General features: G+C 51.6%; 18 protein-coding genes and 2 pseudogenes. 6 read left to right on the top strand and 14 right to left on the bottom strand.

Annotated elements, in window-relative coordinates:
* Window positions 1-272: 272 nt before the first annotated feature.
* The 6 genes and pseudogenes from H8S55_RS13210 to H8S55_RS13185 form a co-directional block, all read right to left on the bottom strand.
* Window positions 273-1,253: pseudogene (locus tag H8S55_RS13210) on the bottom strand (type IV secretory system conjugative DNA transfer family protein); the annotation flags it as partial.
* Window positions 1,240-1,674, bottom strand: coding sequence for a PcfB family protein (locus H8S55_RS13205; RefSeq protein WP_186879314.1), 435 nt, complete (start codon window positions 1,672-1,674; stop codon window positions 1,240-1,242). The gene H8S55_RS13205 and the pseudogene H8S55_RS13210, both read right to left, overlap by 14 nt.
* 97 nt (window positions 1,675-1,771) lie before the next feature.
* Window positions 1,772-2,479: an antirestriction protein ArdA gene (locus tag H8S55_RS13200; RefSeq protein WP_186879313.1), complete on the bottom strand. Its 708-nt coding sequence runs from the start codon at window positions 2,477-2,479 to the stop codon at window positions 1,772-1,774.
* Window positions 2,466-3,551 (bottom strand): DNA cytosine methyltransferase, encoded by a 1,086-nt coding sequence (locus H8S55_RS13195; protein WP_186879312.1) that lies wholly within the window; start codon window positions 3,549-3,551, stop codon window positions 2,466-2,468. Before H8S55_RS13195 ends, H8S55_RS13200 begins: the two co-directional genes overlap by 14 nt.
* Window position 3,552: 1 nt before the next feature.
* Complete coding sequence (locus H8S55_RS13190) at window positions 3,553-3,894, bottom strand: DUF7768 domain-containing protein (protein ID WP_186879311.1); 342 nt, start codon at window positions 3,892-3,894, stop codon at window positions 3,553-3,555.
* A 280-nt stretch (window positions 3,895-4,174) separates the two neighbouring features.
* Entirely contained in the window at window positions 4,175-5,641 is a 1,467-nt protein-coding gene (locus H8S55_RS13185; RefSeq protein WP_186879310.1) for a ParB/RepB/Spo0J family partition protein, read from the bottom strand.
* Window positions 5,642-5,694: 53 nt separating this feature from the next.
* Between H8S55_RS13185 and H8S55_RS13180 the strand changes: the two genes are divergently transcribed.
* A complete protein-coding gene (locus H8S55_RS13180; RefSeq protein ID WP_186879309.1) occupies window positions 5,695-6,831 on the top strand; it encodes an AbiTii domain-containing protein in 1,137 nt (378 codons plus the stop codon).
* 178 nt (window positions 6,832-7,009) lie between these two features.
* Here the strand turns inward: H8S55_RS13180 and H8S55_RS13175 are convergent, their stop codons facing one another.
* From H8S55_RS13175 to H8S55_RS13145, 7 genes are all read right to left on the bottom strand, one after another.
* Complete coding sequence (locus H8S55_RS13175) at window positions 7,010-8,707, bottom strand: recombinase family protein (protein WP_186879308.1); 1,698 nt, start codon at window positions 8,705-8,707, stop codon at window positions 7,010-7,012.
* Between the two features lie 98 nt (window positions 8,708-8,805).
* Window positions 8,806-8,991, bottom strand: a complete 186-nt coding sequence (locus H8S55_RS13170) for a hypothetical protein (protein ID WP_186879315.1) — start codon at window positions 8,989-8,991, stop codon at window positions 8,806-8,808.
* A gap of 416 nt (window positions 8,992-9,407) precedes the next feature.
* A complete protein-coding gene (locus H8S55_RS13165) occupies window positions 9,408-9,650 on the bottom strand; it encodes a helix-turn-helix domain-containing protein (protein ID WP_113992623.1) in 243 nt (80 codons plus the stop codon).
* Window positions 9,643-10,068, bottom strand: coding sequence for a sigma-70 region 4 domain-containing protein (locus H8S55_RS13160; protein WP_243200619.1), 426 nt, complete (start codon window positions 10,066-10,068; stop codon window positions 9,643-9,645). The genes H8S55_RS13165 and H8S55_RS13160 overlap by 8 nt, the downstream gene beginning before the upstream one ends.
* Before the next feature lie 613 nt (window positions 10,069-10,681).
* Window positions 10,682-10,852, bottom strand: coding sequence for a cysteine-rich KTR domain-containing protein (locus tag H8S55_RS13155; RefSeq protein ID WP_186879306.1), 171 nt, complete (start codon window positions 10,850-10,852; stop codon window positions 10,682-10,684).
* Between the two features lie 59 nt (window positions 10,853-10,911).
* Window positions 10,912-11,640: a MerR family transcriptional regulator gene (locus H8S55_RS13150; protein ID WP_186879305.1), complete on the bottom strand. Its 729-nt coding sequence runs from the start codon at window positions 11,638-11,640 to the stop codon at window positions 10,912-10,914.
* Window positions 11,637-12,545, bottom strand: coding sequence for a DUF2268 domain-containing putative Zn-dependent protease (locus H8S55_RS13145; protein ID WP_186879304.1), 909 nt, complete (start codon window positions 12,543-12,545; stop codon window positions 11,637-11,639). The genes H8S55_RS13150 and H8S55_RS13145 overlap by 4 nt, the downstream gene beginning before the upstream one ends.
* Before the next feature lie 252 nt (window positions 12,546-12,797).
* Between H8S55_RS13145 and H8S55_RS13140 the strand changes: the two genes are divergently transcribed.
* The 4 genes and pseudogenes from H8S55_RS13140 to H8S55_RS14290 form a co-directional block, all read left to right on the top strand.
* A complete protein-coding gene (locus H8S55_RS13140; RefSeq protein ID WP_118640416.1) occupies window positions 12,798-13,181 on the top strand; it encodes a helix-turn-helix transcriptional regulator in 384 nt (127 codons plus the stop codon).
* A 251-nt stretch (window positions 13,182-13,432) separates the two neighbouring features.
* On the top strand, window positions 13,433-13,762 hold the full coding sequence (locus H8S55_RS13135) for a MobC family plasmid mobilization relaxosome protein (RefSeq protein WP_186879303.1): 330 nt from the start codon (window positions 13,433-13,435) through the stop codon (window positions 13,760-13,762).
* On the top strand, window positions 13,723-15,069 hold the full coding sequence (locus tag H8S55_RS13130; protein ID WP_186879302.1) for a relaxase/mobilization nuclease domain-containing protein: 1,347 nt from the start codon (window positions 13,723-13,725) through the stop codon (window positions 15,067-15,069). Before H8S55_RS13135 ends, H8S55_RS13130 begins: the two co-directional genes overlap by 40 nt.
* Before the next feature lie 83 nt (window positions 15,070-15,152).
* A pseudogene (locus H8S55_RS14290) lies at window positions 15,153-15,275 on the top strand (DUF6050 family protein); the annotation flags it as partial.
* Between the two features lie 3 nt (window positions 15,276-15,278).
* Here the strand turns inward: H8S55_RS14290 and H8S55_RS13960 are convergent.
* A complete protein-coding gene (locus H8S55_RS13960) occupies window positions 15,279-15,536 on the bottom strand; it encodes an iron-containing alcohol dehydrogenase (protein ID WP_207721869.1) in 258 nt (85 codons plus the stop codon).
* Between H8S55_RS13960 and H8S55_RS14285 the strand changes: the two genes are divergently transcribed.
* Entirely contained in the window at window positions 15,529-15,678 is a 150-nt protein-coding gene (locus tag H8S55_RS14285; protein ID WP_436233160.1) for a DUF6050 family protein, read from the top strand. The genes H8S55_RS13960 and H8S55_RS14285 overlap by 8 nt on opposite strands.
* Window positions 15,679-15,782: the final 104 nt, after the last annotated feature.

The following is a 15,782-nucleotide window of genomic DNA, read 5'->3' as shown; positions in this document are numbered from 1 at the left end:
GTTATAAGGCTTTTTGACTCCTTTCTTACAACTGCTTTTCAATTCACCACAAATGAGCCGCAGTCATATGTATTAGGTGGCAGAAACAACCCTTTACATATTAACTCTTGGTTGGAAATGGAATTGCTCTCACGCTGTTGGTCATCATCTTTGCCAAAGTCATCACGGCTCAATCGTTCATACAGAGCAGTGATTTTCTCGTTTTTTCTCATAACTTGCGCTCCTTTCTTCGGTTTTAGGTTGTGTGTTCTAAGAGACTTCCCAACCGCTTGATTAAGAAGTCTTTTAGAGCATACAACACCGCTGCTTAGCTTGAATTTGCGGTATTGCTTCACGGCAAAGCAATCCGGTTTGCGTTTGGCAAGGCCGTCAAACATATAATCCACGGCGTTTTTATAGTTTTCATCATCCTCCTTGACCTCCATGCCGGAGATCATGTCCACCAGCGTATTCAGGTTCCGATCTTCCTCCGCACCCTCAAAAATGATGTAGCCCAGCAGGGCGCAGTACAAAAGTGTTTCCGCCTTCGTCCAGAACGGATCGCCCTCCTTGCCCTCGCCCTTGGTGTTGGAAATGAGGGCGTTGACAAACTTTAGAATGTCCGCCTCGGTCTTGATATACGCCAGCGGGTTATAGTGCATGGATTTTGAAAAATCAATGCTGTTGAACACTTTGATTTTGTAGCCCCGCTTTTGCAAAAACGAGCCGACCTGCCCCAGCACACCACCCTTGGGGTCTACCACCACATAGGAAGAATGGGCTTGCAGGAGCTGCGGCGTGAGCCAAAAGCGGGTCTTGCCGGAGCCGGACGAGCCGATCCCGCAGAAATTGAGGTTGCGGGCGTTAGCGGGATTTTTCGGACGGGTGTTCATGGTGAGCCGTTCCGTGGCGGTCAGCAGCATATTGTTTTCAAACTTGGGATCGACAAAAGGGCGTATATCTTTTTCAGATCCCCAACGGGCTGAACCGTACTCTTCATCACGCCGGAATTTCTTTGCGTTCTTGCTTTTGAAGCAGATCAGCAGACGGAACGCCACCGCCCCCACAATGCCTACCAGCCAGTCAAAGGGAGCAAGGCCGGGGGCAAAGTCGGCAAAGGCTGCGCCGACAGTCTGACCCAGCCCGATGAATTTATGGGCGAAATCACTGCCTGCCGCCAGACGGTACGCCGTCCCCAGCTTGAGGAATATCCAGCCGATGAACACATAGGGAATGTTGGGCAGCACATATTTACGGAGCTTATCTGTTACCATGCACGGCCTCCTTAATGTGTTCTTTCTGAGGCTTTTCCTTGGCAAGCTGCTGTTCCGCCTGCTTCATCTGTTCGGGAATCGTGGGTTGGCGGGACTTGGCCTTATCCAGCACCTTGCGGGAGTATTCCGAAAAACAGGCGGTCATGGCGTCCGCCTGCCCGGATTTGAAGAACAGTAGGTATTTCCCCGGTTCGGTCTGATAAAAGGCATAGTCCACATTCCACTTCCGGGCTACCCGGTCAAAGAGCTTGGCATCCCCGGACAGCTCAAGGCTGCTGGTGGATGTGCCGTGCGCCATGAGTTTTTTCACGCTCTGCTTGCCGTGAGGTGTCTGCTTTGCCCGGTGCGCCTTGGCGATCTTGCGCCCCACCGCCCGGACAACATAGGCAAGCCCCCGGGCAGTCAGCTTCGACGCCTTCACCGATATGGCAATCGTGCGCCGGGAAATATCCTCATCTACCAGCCGTCATCGCCTCCTCTCTGATAGCATTATGACCTTGGGACAAGTTGTCCCAAGGTCAGCGTTCATCATGCTCCTTTCTCGGGTGCAGGCGTTCGCCCTCCAAAGAGGAACGGTCTATGACCTCCTTGTAGGCCGCCATCTGCTCCCGGATATTCAACTTGGGGTACGCAAAAATACGGTGTTCGGCGGGAATGTCCTCGATGCCGTGGTACACCTCCTTGAAGTCGCCGCTGCGGGTCAGATAGCCTGTGGGGGCGAAGTGGCCGCCCTCGTTGATCCGCATATCCCGCCCATAGGCTTCAAAATCGAAGTAGGGCAGCACATTATCCGGCACATCCAGCAGCTCCATGTCCTCTACATAGATGCGCCCCAGCGTTTCATCGTCGGTCACGCCGGGGTGGAGGGAATAGCAGTCCAGATTATGAACGAGGTTGATGATGTCCGCCACGCTGGAAGTGTGGTCGCCCTTGTTGAGTGCGGCCTCCAGCGTTTCGATCTCGTCGCTGTCCAGTTCGGAAATGAGATGCGCCAAATGGTTCAGCTCGTCCAAGTTTTCATACTCGGTGAGATAGTCGTATAAGCCCATCACATCGCCGTCAAAGGCGGTGATAAAAAATTCCTCATACCGCACACCATCCACGCCGATATTTTTTAAGAGCGATTGCACCTCCTCCGTGGTGGCCGGAAATTTCAGCGTTTCGCCCACAAGCTTCCCCTCGGCGTATTTGCCGAGGTTGGTGATGTAGGCTTCAAATACCGTCATTTGCACCTCCTTTTATCAGCGCCTCCGCGATCCCCACCATGATGTACTCGGCACAGGGCAGCGCAATGGCGTTTCCCAATGCCCGGTAGCGGTGGGAGGATAGGATTTCCTCGCCGTCCGCACCGTACCTTGTCCAGCCCTCCGGCAGCCCCATGAGCCGCTCACATTCCGTTTCCGTGGGAAAGCGGACACAGCCCCCGGCGGGATCGTCCTCATACCAAAAGGCAAAGGGTGTAACACCGCCCGCTAACAGAGTGGGAAAAGGGTCAGTTGGCAGTCCAAAGCTGTTTCGGAACGCTGTTTCCGTCCGCTCCTTGGCGGACGCCCGCATACGGAAGCATTGAAAGGGTCGGGTGACTGGTACACGCCGCCCTGCTTCAATAAAAGAGCCTCGATCTCCGCAGGCGGCGGGCAGCCCGCGATCTCTGCCAGATGCAGAAAGTGACTGCATTGTGCGGGGCTTAAAAAGTATTTCGTGGGAACGCCGTCCTCCAAAGTCTGCCACAAGAAAGATACGCTGCCGTCGTGCCAGCCGGGGGCTTGCCCAATGTTGGGCATCCATGAGCCGCCAGCAGAGGTCAGGCGTTCGCCCTCGCACCATTCCGGCTCCTGCCCATCTTCCAGAAGCAGGCATTGAAACATCGGTGTCTGTGAAAGCGGATAGGACGGCTCTAAAATCCATCCTGTTATTTGATGAAAACGCTCCCATGACATTTTCCCAAACAGCGATTGCTGGAAATAGACCATTTGTCGCCTCCCTCATTTCACGGATAATGCGGATGGCTTGAAAAAACAGGCTGGACTTTTCTCCCGCAAGCCCCTTGCGGTTGCCGATCTGCGAGAGATTTTGGCACGGTGAGCCAAAGGTGATAATATGGACGGGCGGAAGTTCCCGCCCGTCCAGCTTCGTCACATCCCCCAAGTGAACCATATCGGGAAAGTGGCGCTTGGTGATGGAAATAGGGGCTTTTTCAATCTCGCTTGCCCATACTGGCTCAATGCCGCAGCGCACCGCCGCCAAAGGGAACACGCCGATCCCGTCAAACAGGCTCCCCAGCCGGAGCGCCGTCATCTTATCTGCGCCCCTGTCCCTTGACGGTCAAAATGCCCTCAAGGGTAGTGGCGGTGATCCCCAGCCGCTGGGCAACGGCGATGTCGTTCTTCATGGCCTCGGTGACGGTATGACCGCACACCACCAGCACATGAGAGCGGCGGAGCAGGTCGCGCCCCATGTCGATGCCGCTCTTATGCTCCTCGGGAACGGCGTCATTGAGGAAAAGCGGCTGATAGAGCGTCGGGCAGATAGGCGAAAAGCCTGCCTCATACACCGTGCGGCAATACTGCGCTGCCAGCTTTGTGTTTTCGTGATCGCTGCTTACGCCTGCGGCGGTGATATACGCGAGGGGTCGTTTCATTGTAAAAACCTCCGATTTTATATAATGTAGCGGGTCAACCCAAACCCCAACCCTTTCCCATTCTTGGGAAAGGGGGCGGCTCTGGAGGATATACCCCCGCCGCTTGCCGGAGAAAAAGCATAGCCGGGATAGGCGGTCAAGGGCTGGCCGCCGAAAACGGCGGTGCGATGCACCCTTGACAGCCCGCTCCCGGCCATGCTGAAATACAGGCGGCGACGGGGGATATAACCACAAGGGCCATCCGGGGAAACGAAAGACCTCGGGACAAAAAGTCCCAAGGTCACTTTTCAAGCTCCGTTTTCTTCTCGGGCTTGCCCAGCTCGGGCGGCTGCTTGGCCTTCCAGTCATCCAGCAGAGAAATGATTTTGTCTTTCATTTCCCTCGGGGACTTGTCCTTGCCGAAATACTTTTCCAGTTCCGCACTATTGATGATCACCTTGTCTACCTCCTTTTTCTCCTGCGACAGAATACCGTCGATCACATCACCGTTGAGCTTGCTGTCCTTGTCCAGTTCCCGCATTTTCTGCGCCTGCGACAGCGAGGGCGAGGACTGCTGCCCCTCAATGGATACGGCGATATACCTCTGATTTTTGGGGCGGATGAATGAGATCTCCACCGCCGGGGTGAACGCCAGCTTTTTCTCGTCCACCATTTTCTGCAAATCCGGCACAAGCTCGGTCAGGCGGATATACCGCTGCACCTGCTTGTAGTTCATGCCGTTACGATCTCCCACGACCTGCGTGGAGCGTTTTCCTGCGTCCTTGTCCTCCTCACCGGGACGGGAGCCTTGGTGCTTGATGGCCTCCACCTGCATTTTCAGCGACTGCGCCTTTTCCGTGGGCAAAATGCGCTCACGGTGGCGGAGGTTGTCATCCGTCATGGCAAGGATGGCTTCATCGTCCGTCATGTTGCGGACGATACACGGCATATTCGCAAATCCGGCAAGCTCGCTTGCCCGCTGGCGGCGGTGGCCTGCGATGATCTCATAGCCGCCATCCTCACGGGGACGCACCAGCGCAGGCTGATTGACGCCTACCGCCTTGACCGACTCCACAAGCCCCTGCATTTCCGCATCGTCCCGAACACCAAAGGGGTGATTTTTGAACGGATGCAGGTCAGACAGATTGAGATAGACAATCTCCTCTTTTACCGGTCGAGTGGCGTCACGGGGCGCAGATGGCTCCGGCGTGACCTCCGCACCAGCGGGAGCGCCGCCCTTATCCACGGCAGGCTTCTCCGGGGCAGGCTTGCTTTGGGACTTTTTGTCCCGAGGTTTGGGCGGCTTTGCCTTATCGGGAGCGGCCTTGCCATCCTTGGGCGGTCGGCCTCTGCCGGGTTTGGCGGGCTTGTCCTTTTCGGTGGGCGGCTTCTGCTTGACCGCCTTTTTCTCCTCCTTGGCCGCCTCGTCACGGGCAGCGGAAAAATCCACCACCTTGCCGGAATGTGCCAGGGCGGGATTGTCCTTGCCGGGATCAGGCGGCTGCGCCTGCTCCTCTTCAACCTTGGGGGTATCGGGAGCGGCAGGCTCCTCCACCTCAGTGCGGGTAACAGCGTCGGCGGGATCAGGCACGACCTCGCCCATTTCAAAGAGCGCCGCCTGCCCCTCGTGCTCCAGCATGATCGTCTTTGCGTTGGTCAGCACAGGCTCGGGAGTGGGCTGCTCCGGCACGGCGGTATTTTCTACCGCGGGAGCGGGAGCCTCGGCGGGCGGGGCTGCCTCGGGAATATTTTTCTTATCATCTGCCATTTGCAAACCTCCTTTTTATGGCATGAAAAAAAGCCAGTCCGCAGACTGGCCGGGTGGAAGTGACCTCCCTTCATGGTTTTATATATGAAAACGCCGCCCGTTGTCCTGCTGGGCGGCGTTTTAAACAAATTTATGTCGACACATTTTCTACTGTATGTTATAATTCTCCTATAGATTTGAAACTGAAAAAGTGGGAGATTGTAATGAATAGCGATAGATTAAAAGAATGTACGAATCTTTCTGCCGAAATTTTGAAAAACATTGAACTCTCTGAAATTCCACTAACGAATATCATCTTAAAAGGGCTGCGGTTATGCCGCCTAATGAATGATACTGATGGGGTTCTATTATTTAGCTTTGAATCATCAGGTTATCCTGAAGATGATGATGGAAATATGACAGCAGATGCTTGGCGTATCTCTAAGATTGCCGGAAGGCGTTATTTCAAAAAGGAAGACAAGAAGCGAACTGAATATGCAAACCTGACATTAGTTTCACAATTAGAACAGAATATTGAAACTGGTAAAATGAGAATTCAAGCGGCACATGATCCGACCTCATATTCGGGAGATATTACTCCACTCGCTATTGCTCATACAAAAGGCGGACAAGAACGCCTGGCTATTGCAAATGACATTGCATCACAGACCAAATGGATTGGAAAAATTAGCGGAAAGTTGTATGACTATGTATTAAATATATATAGCCGTCTTCAATATGGAAATATTATGGAGGACATTTTTACAGAGTCCCGGATTTCTACAAATGAAAAACTAATGGAACTATGTCCAGATTCAATCAGAAAATTTATCTCCGTATATGAAAATATGGACTCTGATAATCCAGAGGATTGGGCCAATGCAATTCACTCATGTAGGCGAATCCTAAATGATTTTGCGGATAGTATATATCCACCGAGCGATGATCCAATCACACTTAAAAATGGGAAGACAATAAAAATTGGAAAAGATCAATATATAAATCGCCTCATACAGTTTATCGCTGGTAAATCCGATAGCAAAACATACTCATCAGTTGTTGGTGCAGATTTGCAAAGTATAGGTGAAAGGCTTGACGCGATAAACAACGCTGTTTGCAAGGGGACTCATACTGACATTACAAAAGATGAAGCTTCGAGATATTTAATACACACATATCTTTTGATTGGCGATATTATTCATCTGATGTAGAAGAGTATTATCGAGTATCTGGTAAAATTCGATTTTAGAATAAATACCTCTTGCCGACTGCCAGAAAACCGTTGATATATCTGTGTTTTCTGAAATCCTATAATTACACTCCGACCATGGCGAGTGTTCTTACAGCATTTGAAAGGCTGTAAGAACACTCGCTTTTTATACAGCGAGTTCACAGGGGGGCGTAGTTGACGACTACGCCTTTTCTTGTATTTACGGACACTTCCGGGATCGGCAGGGGCAACACCGTTGGAATCTCGATCGTTCCGACGCAGTTATAGTGGATGCGAAGCCGCTGCTCCCATACGCCGTCGATCTTCTCAGCATTGAACACTTCGATCTTCTCAATCAGTTCGTTCAGCATCCTGGGCGTCAGTTTTCTCGCTCTGGTGTACTTGCGGACAAGACCGATAAACATATCCGTTGTCATGGAACGGCTGCTCTGCTTCTCTATTTCGGAGCGGAGCTTTTTTATTTTCTCCGACAGTTCCTTTTGCTCGTCCTCATACCGCCGGGACATTTTTGCGAAGCGGTCATCGGAGAGCTTGCCGGAAACATTGTCCTCATAGATGCGCTCAAAGAGACCGTCCAATTCTTCATCACGGGCAAGGAGCGTTTTCAGTTCCTTTTCCTTCAGCTTGCGGTCTGTCTGTTCCGCCTGCTGGGAATGACCAATCACCGCTTTTACAAATTCGTTCTCATAGAGGCTGGCGAATTTCGTTAAGCGCCGTATCTCTCCCAGCACCACTTCCTCCAGGAAGTCCACACGGACATAATGGGTAGAGGTGCAGGTGCCACGGTTGCCCTTGTAGTTGGAGCAGTTGAAATACTTGATCTCTGGATTGCCCTGATTGAAGTGAAAGTGAAGGTTGCTGCCGCAGTCGGCGCAGACCAGCAGGCCGGAAAACATATTGTGTTCTCCGTTGTTGGTGCGGCGCTTGCGGATTTTGCCCCGCTTCTGCTGCACCTGCTCATACACAGCACGCTCGATGATCGCCTCATGGACGTCCTGGAACACCACCCAATTCTCACGGTCATTGTCGATTCGCTTCTTATTCTTGTAGGATTTGGAATAAGTTTTGAAATTGAGAATGTCACCACAGTATTCCTGCAGGGAGAGAATTTTGGTTATTGTGGAGCTGTTCCACTTGGTAGGCGGCTGCTGTTTGCCCTTGCCGGGGCGTTTGATGCCCTTCGTGAGCCAGTAGGCCCGCGGGGTCAGGACATCGTCCTTTTCAAGCTGGGCGGCAATCTGCTCTGTTCCGAACCCCTCCAAAGTCATGCTGTAAACGCGGCGCACAACCTGGGCTGCCTCGTCATCCACGATCCAATGCTTCGGATCATTCGGGTCCTTGATGTAACCATAGGGAGGCTGGCCCATCGGCTCACCGGCATTGCCCTTGATCTTATTGCTGATGCGCCGCTTTTTGCTGATATCGCGGGCATACCACTCGTTAAACAGGTTGCGGATCGGGGCAAGCTCATTTTCGCCCTCCGCCGTGTCGATGTTATCCGAAACGGCCACCAGGCGAATATCATGGTCCGGGAAAAATTCTTCCGTCAGCCGTCCGACCTCAATATAATTGCGCCCCAGGCGCGAGAGGTCTTTGACAAAGACAGCGGCGGCTTTTCCCTGTTCTAACTGGCGGATCATTTCCACGAAGCCGGAGCGATCCATCGTCACACCGGAAATGCCGTCATCCAAGAAGTGCACCAGGTTTGTGTAACCTTTTTCCTTTGCGACTTTGGCAAGCAGTTTCTTTTGATTGCCGATACTGTAGCTTTCACCTTCAAGATTATCGTCACGGGAAAGTCTTTCATAGAGAAAGGCGGTCACGTCACGGGATTTTTTGTTATTCGACTGTTTCATAAGTCCTCCTTCCGTTAAGGCAGTCGAATAGCAAATATACTTGTACGAACATATTATACCGCCATTTGCTGCCTCTGTCAGCCGGGTCTGAAAGCTATTTACAGCTTTTCACTCTCGGACTTCATCAGGCGAAGGAGAACGCTGCCCAGGGTATCCGGGCTTTCCTTTTTGAAAACCGGCTCAACAACGAACGACCGATTGCCGATGTGATAGGTCTTTTTTGCATCCAGAGGATTTTTCTCTGGCCTGTCGATCTTGCCGGGATTTGTAGCTTTATCTTGCATGATAAAATCCCCTTTCATAAAAATAGCAATGAAAGAGGCAAAACGGACGGCTGCTGGCCGCCAAAGGCACTTCCTTCGGTCGCAGCTCCACGGGAATCTCACCCCGGCCCATGCTGATGGGTGCGGCGCACAATGCTTTGTGGGCGTTCAATGCGCGAGTATCTTTAACCCTGCCCGTGTGTCATCGCCCGCAAGCTGCCACGCTTGCTTTGCGGTCTGGTGCTGTTCGCTCGCCCGTTACAGTGGTCCCGTCCTGCGGACTTGAAACGAGGTCATGGCGCACCGGCCGTATGGCTCGGCACAAACAGGAATGTATCCGTTTGCCTTATACTGCGGCGCTGGCCTCCCAACGGGCTTTCTTTGTCAAGGTGCGGAACACACCATGCGGAAAGGGGAACACACGGCGGTCATCTGAATCAGGTCAGGTCAAAATCCAGAATCGCAATAATCAGCTTCGTTTCCAGCCTGCGGCGCAGATCATCGTCCACCTGAGAATGAGGACAGCCCTGAGGATCATAGCTTGTCCTTGTGGAAAGCGCCGCTATGTAGCCGGAGTAGTGGCCGATCACACGGTTTACCGCGTCAGGGTCGCCCTGGACAGCGGCGGTAATGACCGGATAAGGAAGAAGATTATTCCGGGAAGCTGCGGTGTCACGCATCCGTATCACCTCCCATCAGCTCTTTCAGCAGCCGATAGGATTTCAGCCTGCGGTTGTTGATCGTCCTGCGGGCCAGGTTCATACGCTCCGCGATCTCACGGTCCGCCATTTCCAGGAACCAGTACATCAGAAGGATATCCCGGTTGTCCTGAGGCAAGGCGTTCAGCGCATCGGCCAGCAGATCGTTTTCGATCAGGATCACATCACCGCCAAGAATGAAGGTGTTGTACTCCCAGGGATAACGGTCATAGGTCGCAAGCTGCTCCATTGCGTCCTCCGGCAGTTCGCTGAAAGGGATGCTGTGCTTCTTCCTGCGGCTGATCTCTCGATAGCCATTGCAGGCCTCGCACTTCAAGACCTTTTTGCAAAAGCTGTCAAAGGCGTGCTGCTTGTGTTTGGCGTGGCGATCAGGTTTCATGTTCTCACCTCCCTTCGTGCCGGGAGGCAGTTCTTTTCTTTCCCTTTCGCCCACTACTCGTTCTGCGGAAGGCTGTTTTGGCCAGCTCTGCCGGGAAAAATCAAAATTATTTTTTCTGTCGCTCATTTGTACGCTCCTTTCGTCCTGATCGAGTGGGTGGCCGGATCAGGAAAAGGGCGGAGCGCAGGGACGATAGAAGCATCCCCTATAACGACAAAAAGCGCCTGTCTGCAAAATGCAGGCAGGCGAAGAAGAATTATAAAATCTATTTACATGATTCCTGTGTTCATACTCATAGCCGGAATAGTCCGATGGAGGGGCTACGCTTTTTTTAGCTGGTGCAAATCATGGACGCTGCGAAAAAGTAAAAAAGACACGGCGATACCTCCTCGGACACCGCCGTATCCTTAAAAAAGGGCGACTTTACCACACCCCCCGTAAATCCAATTTTTCAAAAGGAAAACGGCGGCTTGAAATGCAATATTTCAAAACTGCCGTTCTGCGCCGCAAGGCCGAACAAAACGGTCTTGTTGTGTATGCCAGCGCAGCTATTATCAAAAGAAAAGAGCCGATAAACCGTGTGCCTGTTGGCTACGGGTTATCGGCTCTGCGTCTATGCGTCTGCCTCTTTGATAACTGTTATTTTGAATTGTGTAATATTGATTAGAGTGACTTGCCTGCACTTCGGACAAAACAAAGGAAAATTCTTCAATTCTGTATCGTCTCGGATTTGTACCCTCGTTTTGTTTCTACAAATCGGGCAGCGTATAAATTCTGTTTGCATAGGGCGAAGTACCCTTCTCTTTGCTTTTATTTCAGCTTTCTCTCATAGTGACCTGGCTTTCAGCTTGTGTAGACTTCTATTGCCGCCGCCATAAAAGCTGCCGTCCCGACACCATACTGGTCGATGTGCTGCGTGAAGCGCTCATCACCCACATACATCTGACCCAGGCAGGAAAGGATCTCCTTTGTGCAGTTGTAGTAGTTGTCCGTAATGTAAGCCTGCCACTTTTTCACAAGCTCCTGCACTTCTACGCTGTCTGGCGGGAGTGAGCGATTCTTGCCAAACTCATTCAAAATCGCCGCGCCTTCGCCATCCAGCATCTTTTGTTGAACAGTATTATAGCTGGCCGACTTCTTTTCATACTCAGCATAGGCAACGGTGTTTCCCCAACGCTGCTTGACCTCTGCCGCATATTGCTGTTTTGCCTCTTCTATCTTTGTTGTATCAAACTGTTTGAAACTCATGTCGCATTCTCCCTTCAATGTCTTATCTACAAGAGCGATCAGCCTGTCCAGTCTGTCCCGCTTTTGCACCAGAAGTGCTTTCTGATTTTGCAAAGCAGTCTCTTTTTCATAAGCTGGATTCTGCATGATTCCCCGGATTTCCTCCAGCGAAAAGTCAAGCTCCCGGAAAAACAAAATTTGCTGTAAAACCTCCAAATCAGCATCGTTGTAAACCCGGTAGCCGCTGCTTGTGACTTCACTTGGCGGAAGTAAGCCGATTTCATCATAGTAATGTAAGGTACGAACGGTAACACCCGTCAGTTTTGCCACGTCGCTGACTTTCATTTCCAGAAATCCTCCGATTGCTTCAAAATTTCTTCTGTCGGCGTAATGGTCGCCTCGTAAATAGATGCTCCGGTTTTTTTCAGATAATGGCCGATCAGCGCATACCCGCAGGCATATCCGCCGCAGTATGGCATACCAATGGGCTGACCACCGCGCAGGGACATGATCTCATCCCCGTAAAGATACGAAGAAAGCGTCTGAAAATCATGTGCCTCAAGGTTTTCACGAACAAGTGGTTTGATGGTTTTCCGCAGCACCCCCGGTGTCGTTTCGCTGACCCATTTGCCGACTTTATCCTCACCAAACATTTTAGCAGCAAATGTTTCTGCCAGTCCCTCCGATACGATTATGTCAGCCAGCGTAATATGATTGCTCCATTGTATAAACTGCCAGCGGACATTGTGATTTGTTTCATGTGCCAACGCCACAGGGAGCAGACCGAGCGACCGCTCATTCGGCACAATAGAGCCGATGATATAACCGGGAATCCCTCCATCGCCGCAGTAATCTCCTGTCATCGCTGTCATGGGACTTTGCGGGTCGCTCAGCATGACCGTAAACACATACTCCTGCTTCGGGAGTTGAATGCCGTGCTTCTCAAAGTCAAGAAGCGTATTACGGATGCTGGCCTCACAGCTTGCCCAAAAAGTATCGCTGCTGATTTTTTCAATTTCTGCCTGGCGTTCCTCCGTGATCTGTACCGGGGCATAGAAGCCGCTCATTGTGGCGGCAGAAACCACATCATAGCCACCCTCTTGCGCTGCCGTCAGAGGAATCCCAACACACGCCCACTTAAATTCAAAGGGCTTCATCAGTTGATTCCGATAAATATTTTCCTTTTTGTCGGGAAGTGCAGTCATCATATCTCGATAAATCCGGTCAGACCGGATCGCTGTTATTTTCATGGTAAAGCCTCCAATTTGTTTCTCATGTCCGAACATAGCCTTATCATACGCTATGACGTAACGTGAGAGTCAAGAGGTAAAATAATTTTTTGGGGATAGAACAAGGCTGAATCAATTTGGCGTTTTTATTATATATAGCCAGTTGAATTGTTACAAGAAACGGAATATGAATTATTCGAGCCAATACAATGAATAAATAAGGCATATTCTGCAAGATAGTGGAACTGTAGAATGTAATAGGGTGATTGAATTATGCCTAAAAGAGCCAAGAAAGAAAAACGTCCTATTGCAAAAATTGACTTCAAGCCGTATGGTTTGGAAATCAAAGCCAGTCGCACAAAGCAGAAAGAATCTAGGAATAAGGCGGCCGATGCGCTGTTTATCTCGCCGCGCTATCTTGCCAACATCGAAAACAAAGGTCAGCATCCCAGCGTACAGGTATTTTTAGAGCTGGTGTCCCGCTATCATATCTCTGTCGATCAGATCCTTTACGGCAACGAAGCCGCAGATAAGTCTACGGAGCGGCGGCAGTTTGAAATACTGTTGGACGAGCTGACGGATGCAGAAATCAAAATCCTTACAGCGACGGCACAGGCAATATTGGATGCGAGAGCGGACAGCGAGGGAGAAAATTGAATACGGTGTAAGGAACGCTATGAACAGGTAGTTCATGGCGTTTTTCTTTTGCAAAAATCCGCAGATGTGGCCAAAAGACACTTCTCCGATTGTAGTATTGGTAGCGGAAGAAATACGGGGTACGAAGTAGATAGCAAGCACAGCAAGCGAGTACCCGCTTGCGAATTTTGAGATTTTCAGGTCCCTTGTCCGAAAATTCAAAATTGCTTGTTGGGATAGTCCCAAACCCTTATGAAGAACGGAGGCGGCGCATGGCAAACCGAAAGCGGAATATCCAAATGAAATTCTATGTTACGGAGGATGAAAAGCGGCTCATAGACGAAAAAATGAACCAGTTACCCACACGCAGATATGGCGCCTACCTCCGAAAGATGGCGATTGACGGGTATATCATCTATACGGACACCGCAGATATCAAGGCATTTACCAAAGAGCTTTCTGCCATCGGCCGGAACATCAATCAAATTGCCAAGCGAATCAACGCCGGAGGCCCTGCATATCAGGCCGACATGGACGAGATGCGGGAAAGGCTGGACGAGATATGGCAGTTACAAAGACACATCCTATCAAGTCAACGCTGAAAGCGGCCATTGACTATATCTGCAACCCGGAAAAGACGGACGGAAAGCTGCTTGTATCCTCCTATGGCTGTGCCGCCGAAACTGCGGATATTGAATTTTCCTGGATCCGCCGCCATGCCATCGACAAAGGAACGAACCTGGGCCGCCACCTGATCCAAGCCTTTCAGCCTGGGGAGGTTACGCCGGAGCAGGCCCATGAGATCGGCATGGAACTTGCAAAAGAAATCCTGGGCGGCAAGTATGAGTTTGTACTTACCACTCATATAGACAAAGATCATGTTCATAATCACCTGATTTTCAATGCGGTCAGCTTTGCGGATCATAAACACTATCATTCCAACAAGCGAAGCTATCACGATATCCGCCGCACCTCCGACCGGCTTTGCAAGGAACACGGTCTGTCTGTCATCATCCCAGGACAGGACAAGGGCAAGAGCTATATTGAACATCAGGCTACGCAGAACGGCACCAGCTATAAGGCAAAGCTGAAAGCGGCAATCGACCGACTCCTGCCAGCCTGTTCCGATTTAGAAGAACTGCTTCGTCGCCTGCAGAGAGAAGGCTATGAGATCAAGCGGGGCAAATATATCTCCGCCAGAGCGCCGGATCAGGAACGATTCACCCGTCTGAAAACCCTGGGTGTGGACTACACCGAAGAAGCCCTTGCCGCCCGGATTGCCGGATGTTCCAGACCTTCCCACCAGCCGAAACCGCAGAACGGAAAGATCAGCCTGCTCATTGATATCCAGAATAACATCAAGGCACAGCAGAGCGCAGGCTATCGCCGCTGGGCGACCATCGAAAATCTGAAACGGATTGCAGATACCTCCAACTTCCTGACAGAGCATGGTATCGGCAGTTATGAAGAATTGTTGGATCGGTGCGAGGTGGCATCCGCCTCCGCTGCCCGGCTGAAAGCGGACCTTCGGGATACCGGGGCGAAAATCGACGAGCTGGCCTTGAAGATGAAGCACGTCGCCGCCTACCGCCAGCTCAAGCCAATCTATGACCGCTATAAGGCGTCCAGGGATAAGGAAAAGTTTCTGCGAGGGCATGAGAGCGAGATCATCCTTTTTGAAGCCGCCGCCAGGGAGTGTAAGCGGCTGGGTGCGGTTCCGCTGCCTGCCACAGAGCGGATGCAGGCCGAAATAGACGAGCTCAACGCAAGAAAAGCCATTCTAAAAGCTGAATTGCAGAAAGCCCAGCGGAAAGAACAGGACTATGCTGCCATGCGTCAGAATGTGGAGGATTTTCTTTCCCCGCCGCAGCCGGAGCAGGAGCGGAAAAAGAATGTGGAGCTGGAATAAATCCGTTTTCTGCGTTTTATCCTGGGCTTTTGTCAGAACATCAAATATAATAACGATATAGACATATCAAAGGAGGCGAGCCTATGACGAGAGGCGAAGCAATAAAGGATTTCTTTTGCAAGACGATCCTGCCCGTGGCGGCCGCCGCGCTGCTGTACTGCATCTTCCGGTCCGCTTGCGTGAAAACCGGTGAGCTGGACTACCTATGGTTATGGATACTCTGCGGGCTGCCGTTCGGCATCTGGCGGCTGCGCCTCTGGCACATTGCCGACGCTCGCGCGCGTGAAGGCGGCTCCCGCGTCGAAGGAGGCTTGCAGCATCGCCGCGCGGTCGGGGAGCGACGCACCGTCGCGATACGCGCGCTCAAGGTGAGAAAAGATGGTCACAACGGCGCGCTCGGCCCGCGCGCGGGTCCTGGCGGTGTTGTAGTAGCGGCTCAGATAGGCCTCGACCGCATGCGTGATCATACCAGGCGGCGGCTCCCTGGGCAGTGGGATCGCCTTGTTCGCGCTGAACTTTATTCTGGCCGGGATCATCGGCGGTTTCGTTCTGGTCTGGCGGCTGATCGTGGCGGTGTGGTATGTGCCGCTGACGGATAATGTACAATAACTTGCGCAAATTAAAAAGAGCATAAAAGAAGACATAGCTTGCAGGCTCTGGTAGAATGAAGTTACCACACAAACATTCGAAAGGAGCAAGCAAACTATGTCCGA

Source organism: Flintibacter faecis (assembly GCF_014287875.1).
Taxonomy (GTDB): Bacteria; Bacillota; Clostridia; order Oscillospirales; family Oscillospiraceae; genus Lawsonibacter; species Lawsonibacter faecis_A.
This window is presented reverse-complemented; position numbering and strand designations above follow the sequence as displayed.

What these genes read in the sequence shown, in the direction of transcription:
- H8S55_RS13165 (WP_113992623.1), bottom strand. Translation starts at nt 9,650, where the DNA reads ATGCGTGACACCGCAGCTTCCCGGAATAATCTTCTTCCTTATCCGGTC.
- H8S55_RS13140 (WP_118640416.1), top strand. Translation starts at nt 12,798, where the DNA reads ATGCCTAAAAGAGCCAAGAAAGAAAAACGTCCTATTGCAAAAATTGAC.
- H8S55_RS13960 (WP_207721869.1), bottom strand. Translation starts at nt 15,536, where the DNA reads ATGATCACGCATGCGGTCGAGGCCTATCTGAGCCGCTACTACAACACC.
- H8S55_RS13190 (WP_186879311.1), bottom strand. Translation starts at nt 3,894, where the DNA reads ATGAAACGACCCCTCGCGTATATCACCGCCGCAGGCGTAAGCAGCGAT.
- H8S55_RS13155 (WP_186879306.1), bottom strand. Translation starts at nt 10,852, where the DNA reads ATGCAAACAGAATTTATACGCTGCCCGATTTGTAGAAACAAAACGAGG.
- H8S55_RS13200 (WP_186879313.1), bottom strand. Translation starts at nt 2,479, where the DNA reads ATGACGGTATTTGAAGCCTACATCACCAACCTCGGCAAATACGCCGAG.
- H8S55_RS13145 (WP_186879304.1), bottom strand. Translation starts at nt 12,545, where the DNA reads ATGAAAATAACAGCGATCCGGTCTGACCGGATTTATCGAGATATGATG.
- H8S55_RS13185 (WP_186879310.1), bottom strand. Translation starts at nt 5,641, where the DNA reads ATGGCAGATGATAAGAAAAATATTCCCGAGGCAGCCCCGCCCGCCGAG.
- H8S55_RS13170 (WP_186879315.1), bottom strand. Translation starts at nt 8,991, where the DNA reads ATGCAAGATAAAGCTACAAATCCCGGCAAGATCGACAGGCCAGAGAAA.
- H8S55_RS13135 (WP_186879303.1), top strand. Translation starts at nt 13,433, where the DNA reads ATGGCAAACCGAAAGCGGAATATCCAAATGAAATTCTATGTTACGGAG.
- H8S55_RS13150 (WP_186879305.1), bottom strand. Translation starts at nt 11,640, where the DNA reads ATGAAAGTCAGCGACGTGGCAAAACTGACGGGTGTTACCGTTCGTACC.
- H8S55_RS13160 (WP_243200619.1), bottom strand. Translation starts at nt 10,068, where the DNA reads ATGAAACCTGATCGCCACGCCAAACACAAGCAGCACGCCTTTGACAGC.
- H8S55_RS13175 (WP_186879308.1), bottom strand. Translation starts at nt 8,707, where the DNA reads ATGAAACAGTCGAATAACAAAAAATCCCGTGACGTGACCGCCTTTCTC.
- H8S55_RS13130 (WP_186879302.1), top strand. Translation starts at nt 13,723, where the DNA reads ATGGCAGTTACAAAGACACATCCTATCAAGTCAACGCTGAAAGCGGCC.
- H8S55_RS13195 (WP_186879312.1), bottom strand. Translation starts at nt 3,551, where the DNA reads ATGACGGCGCTCCGGCTGGGGAGCCTGTTTGACGGGATCGGCGTGTTC.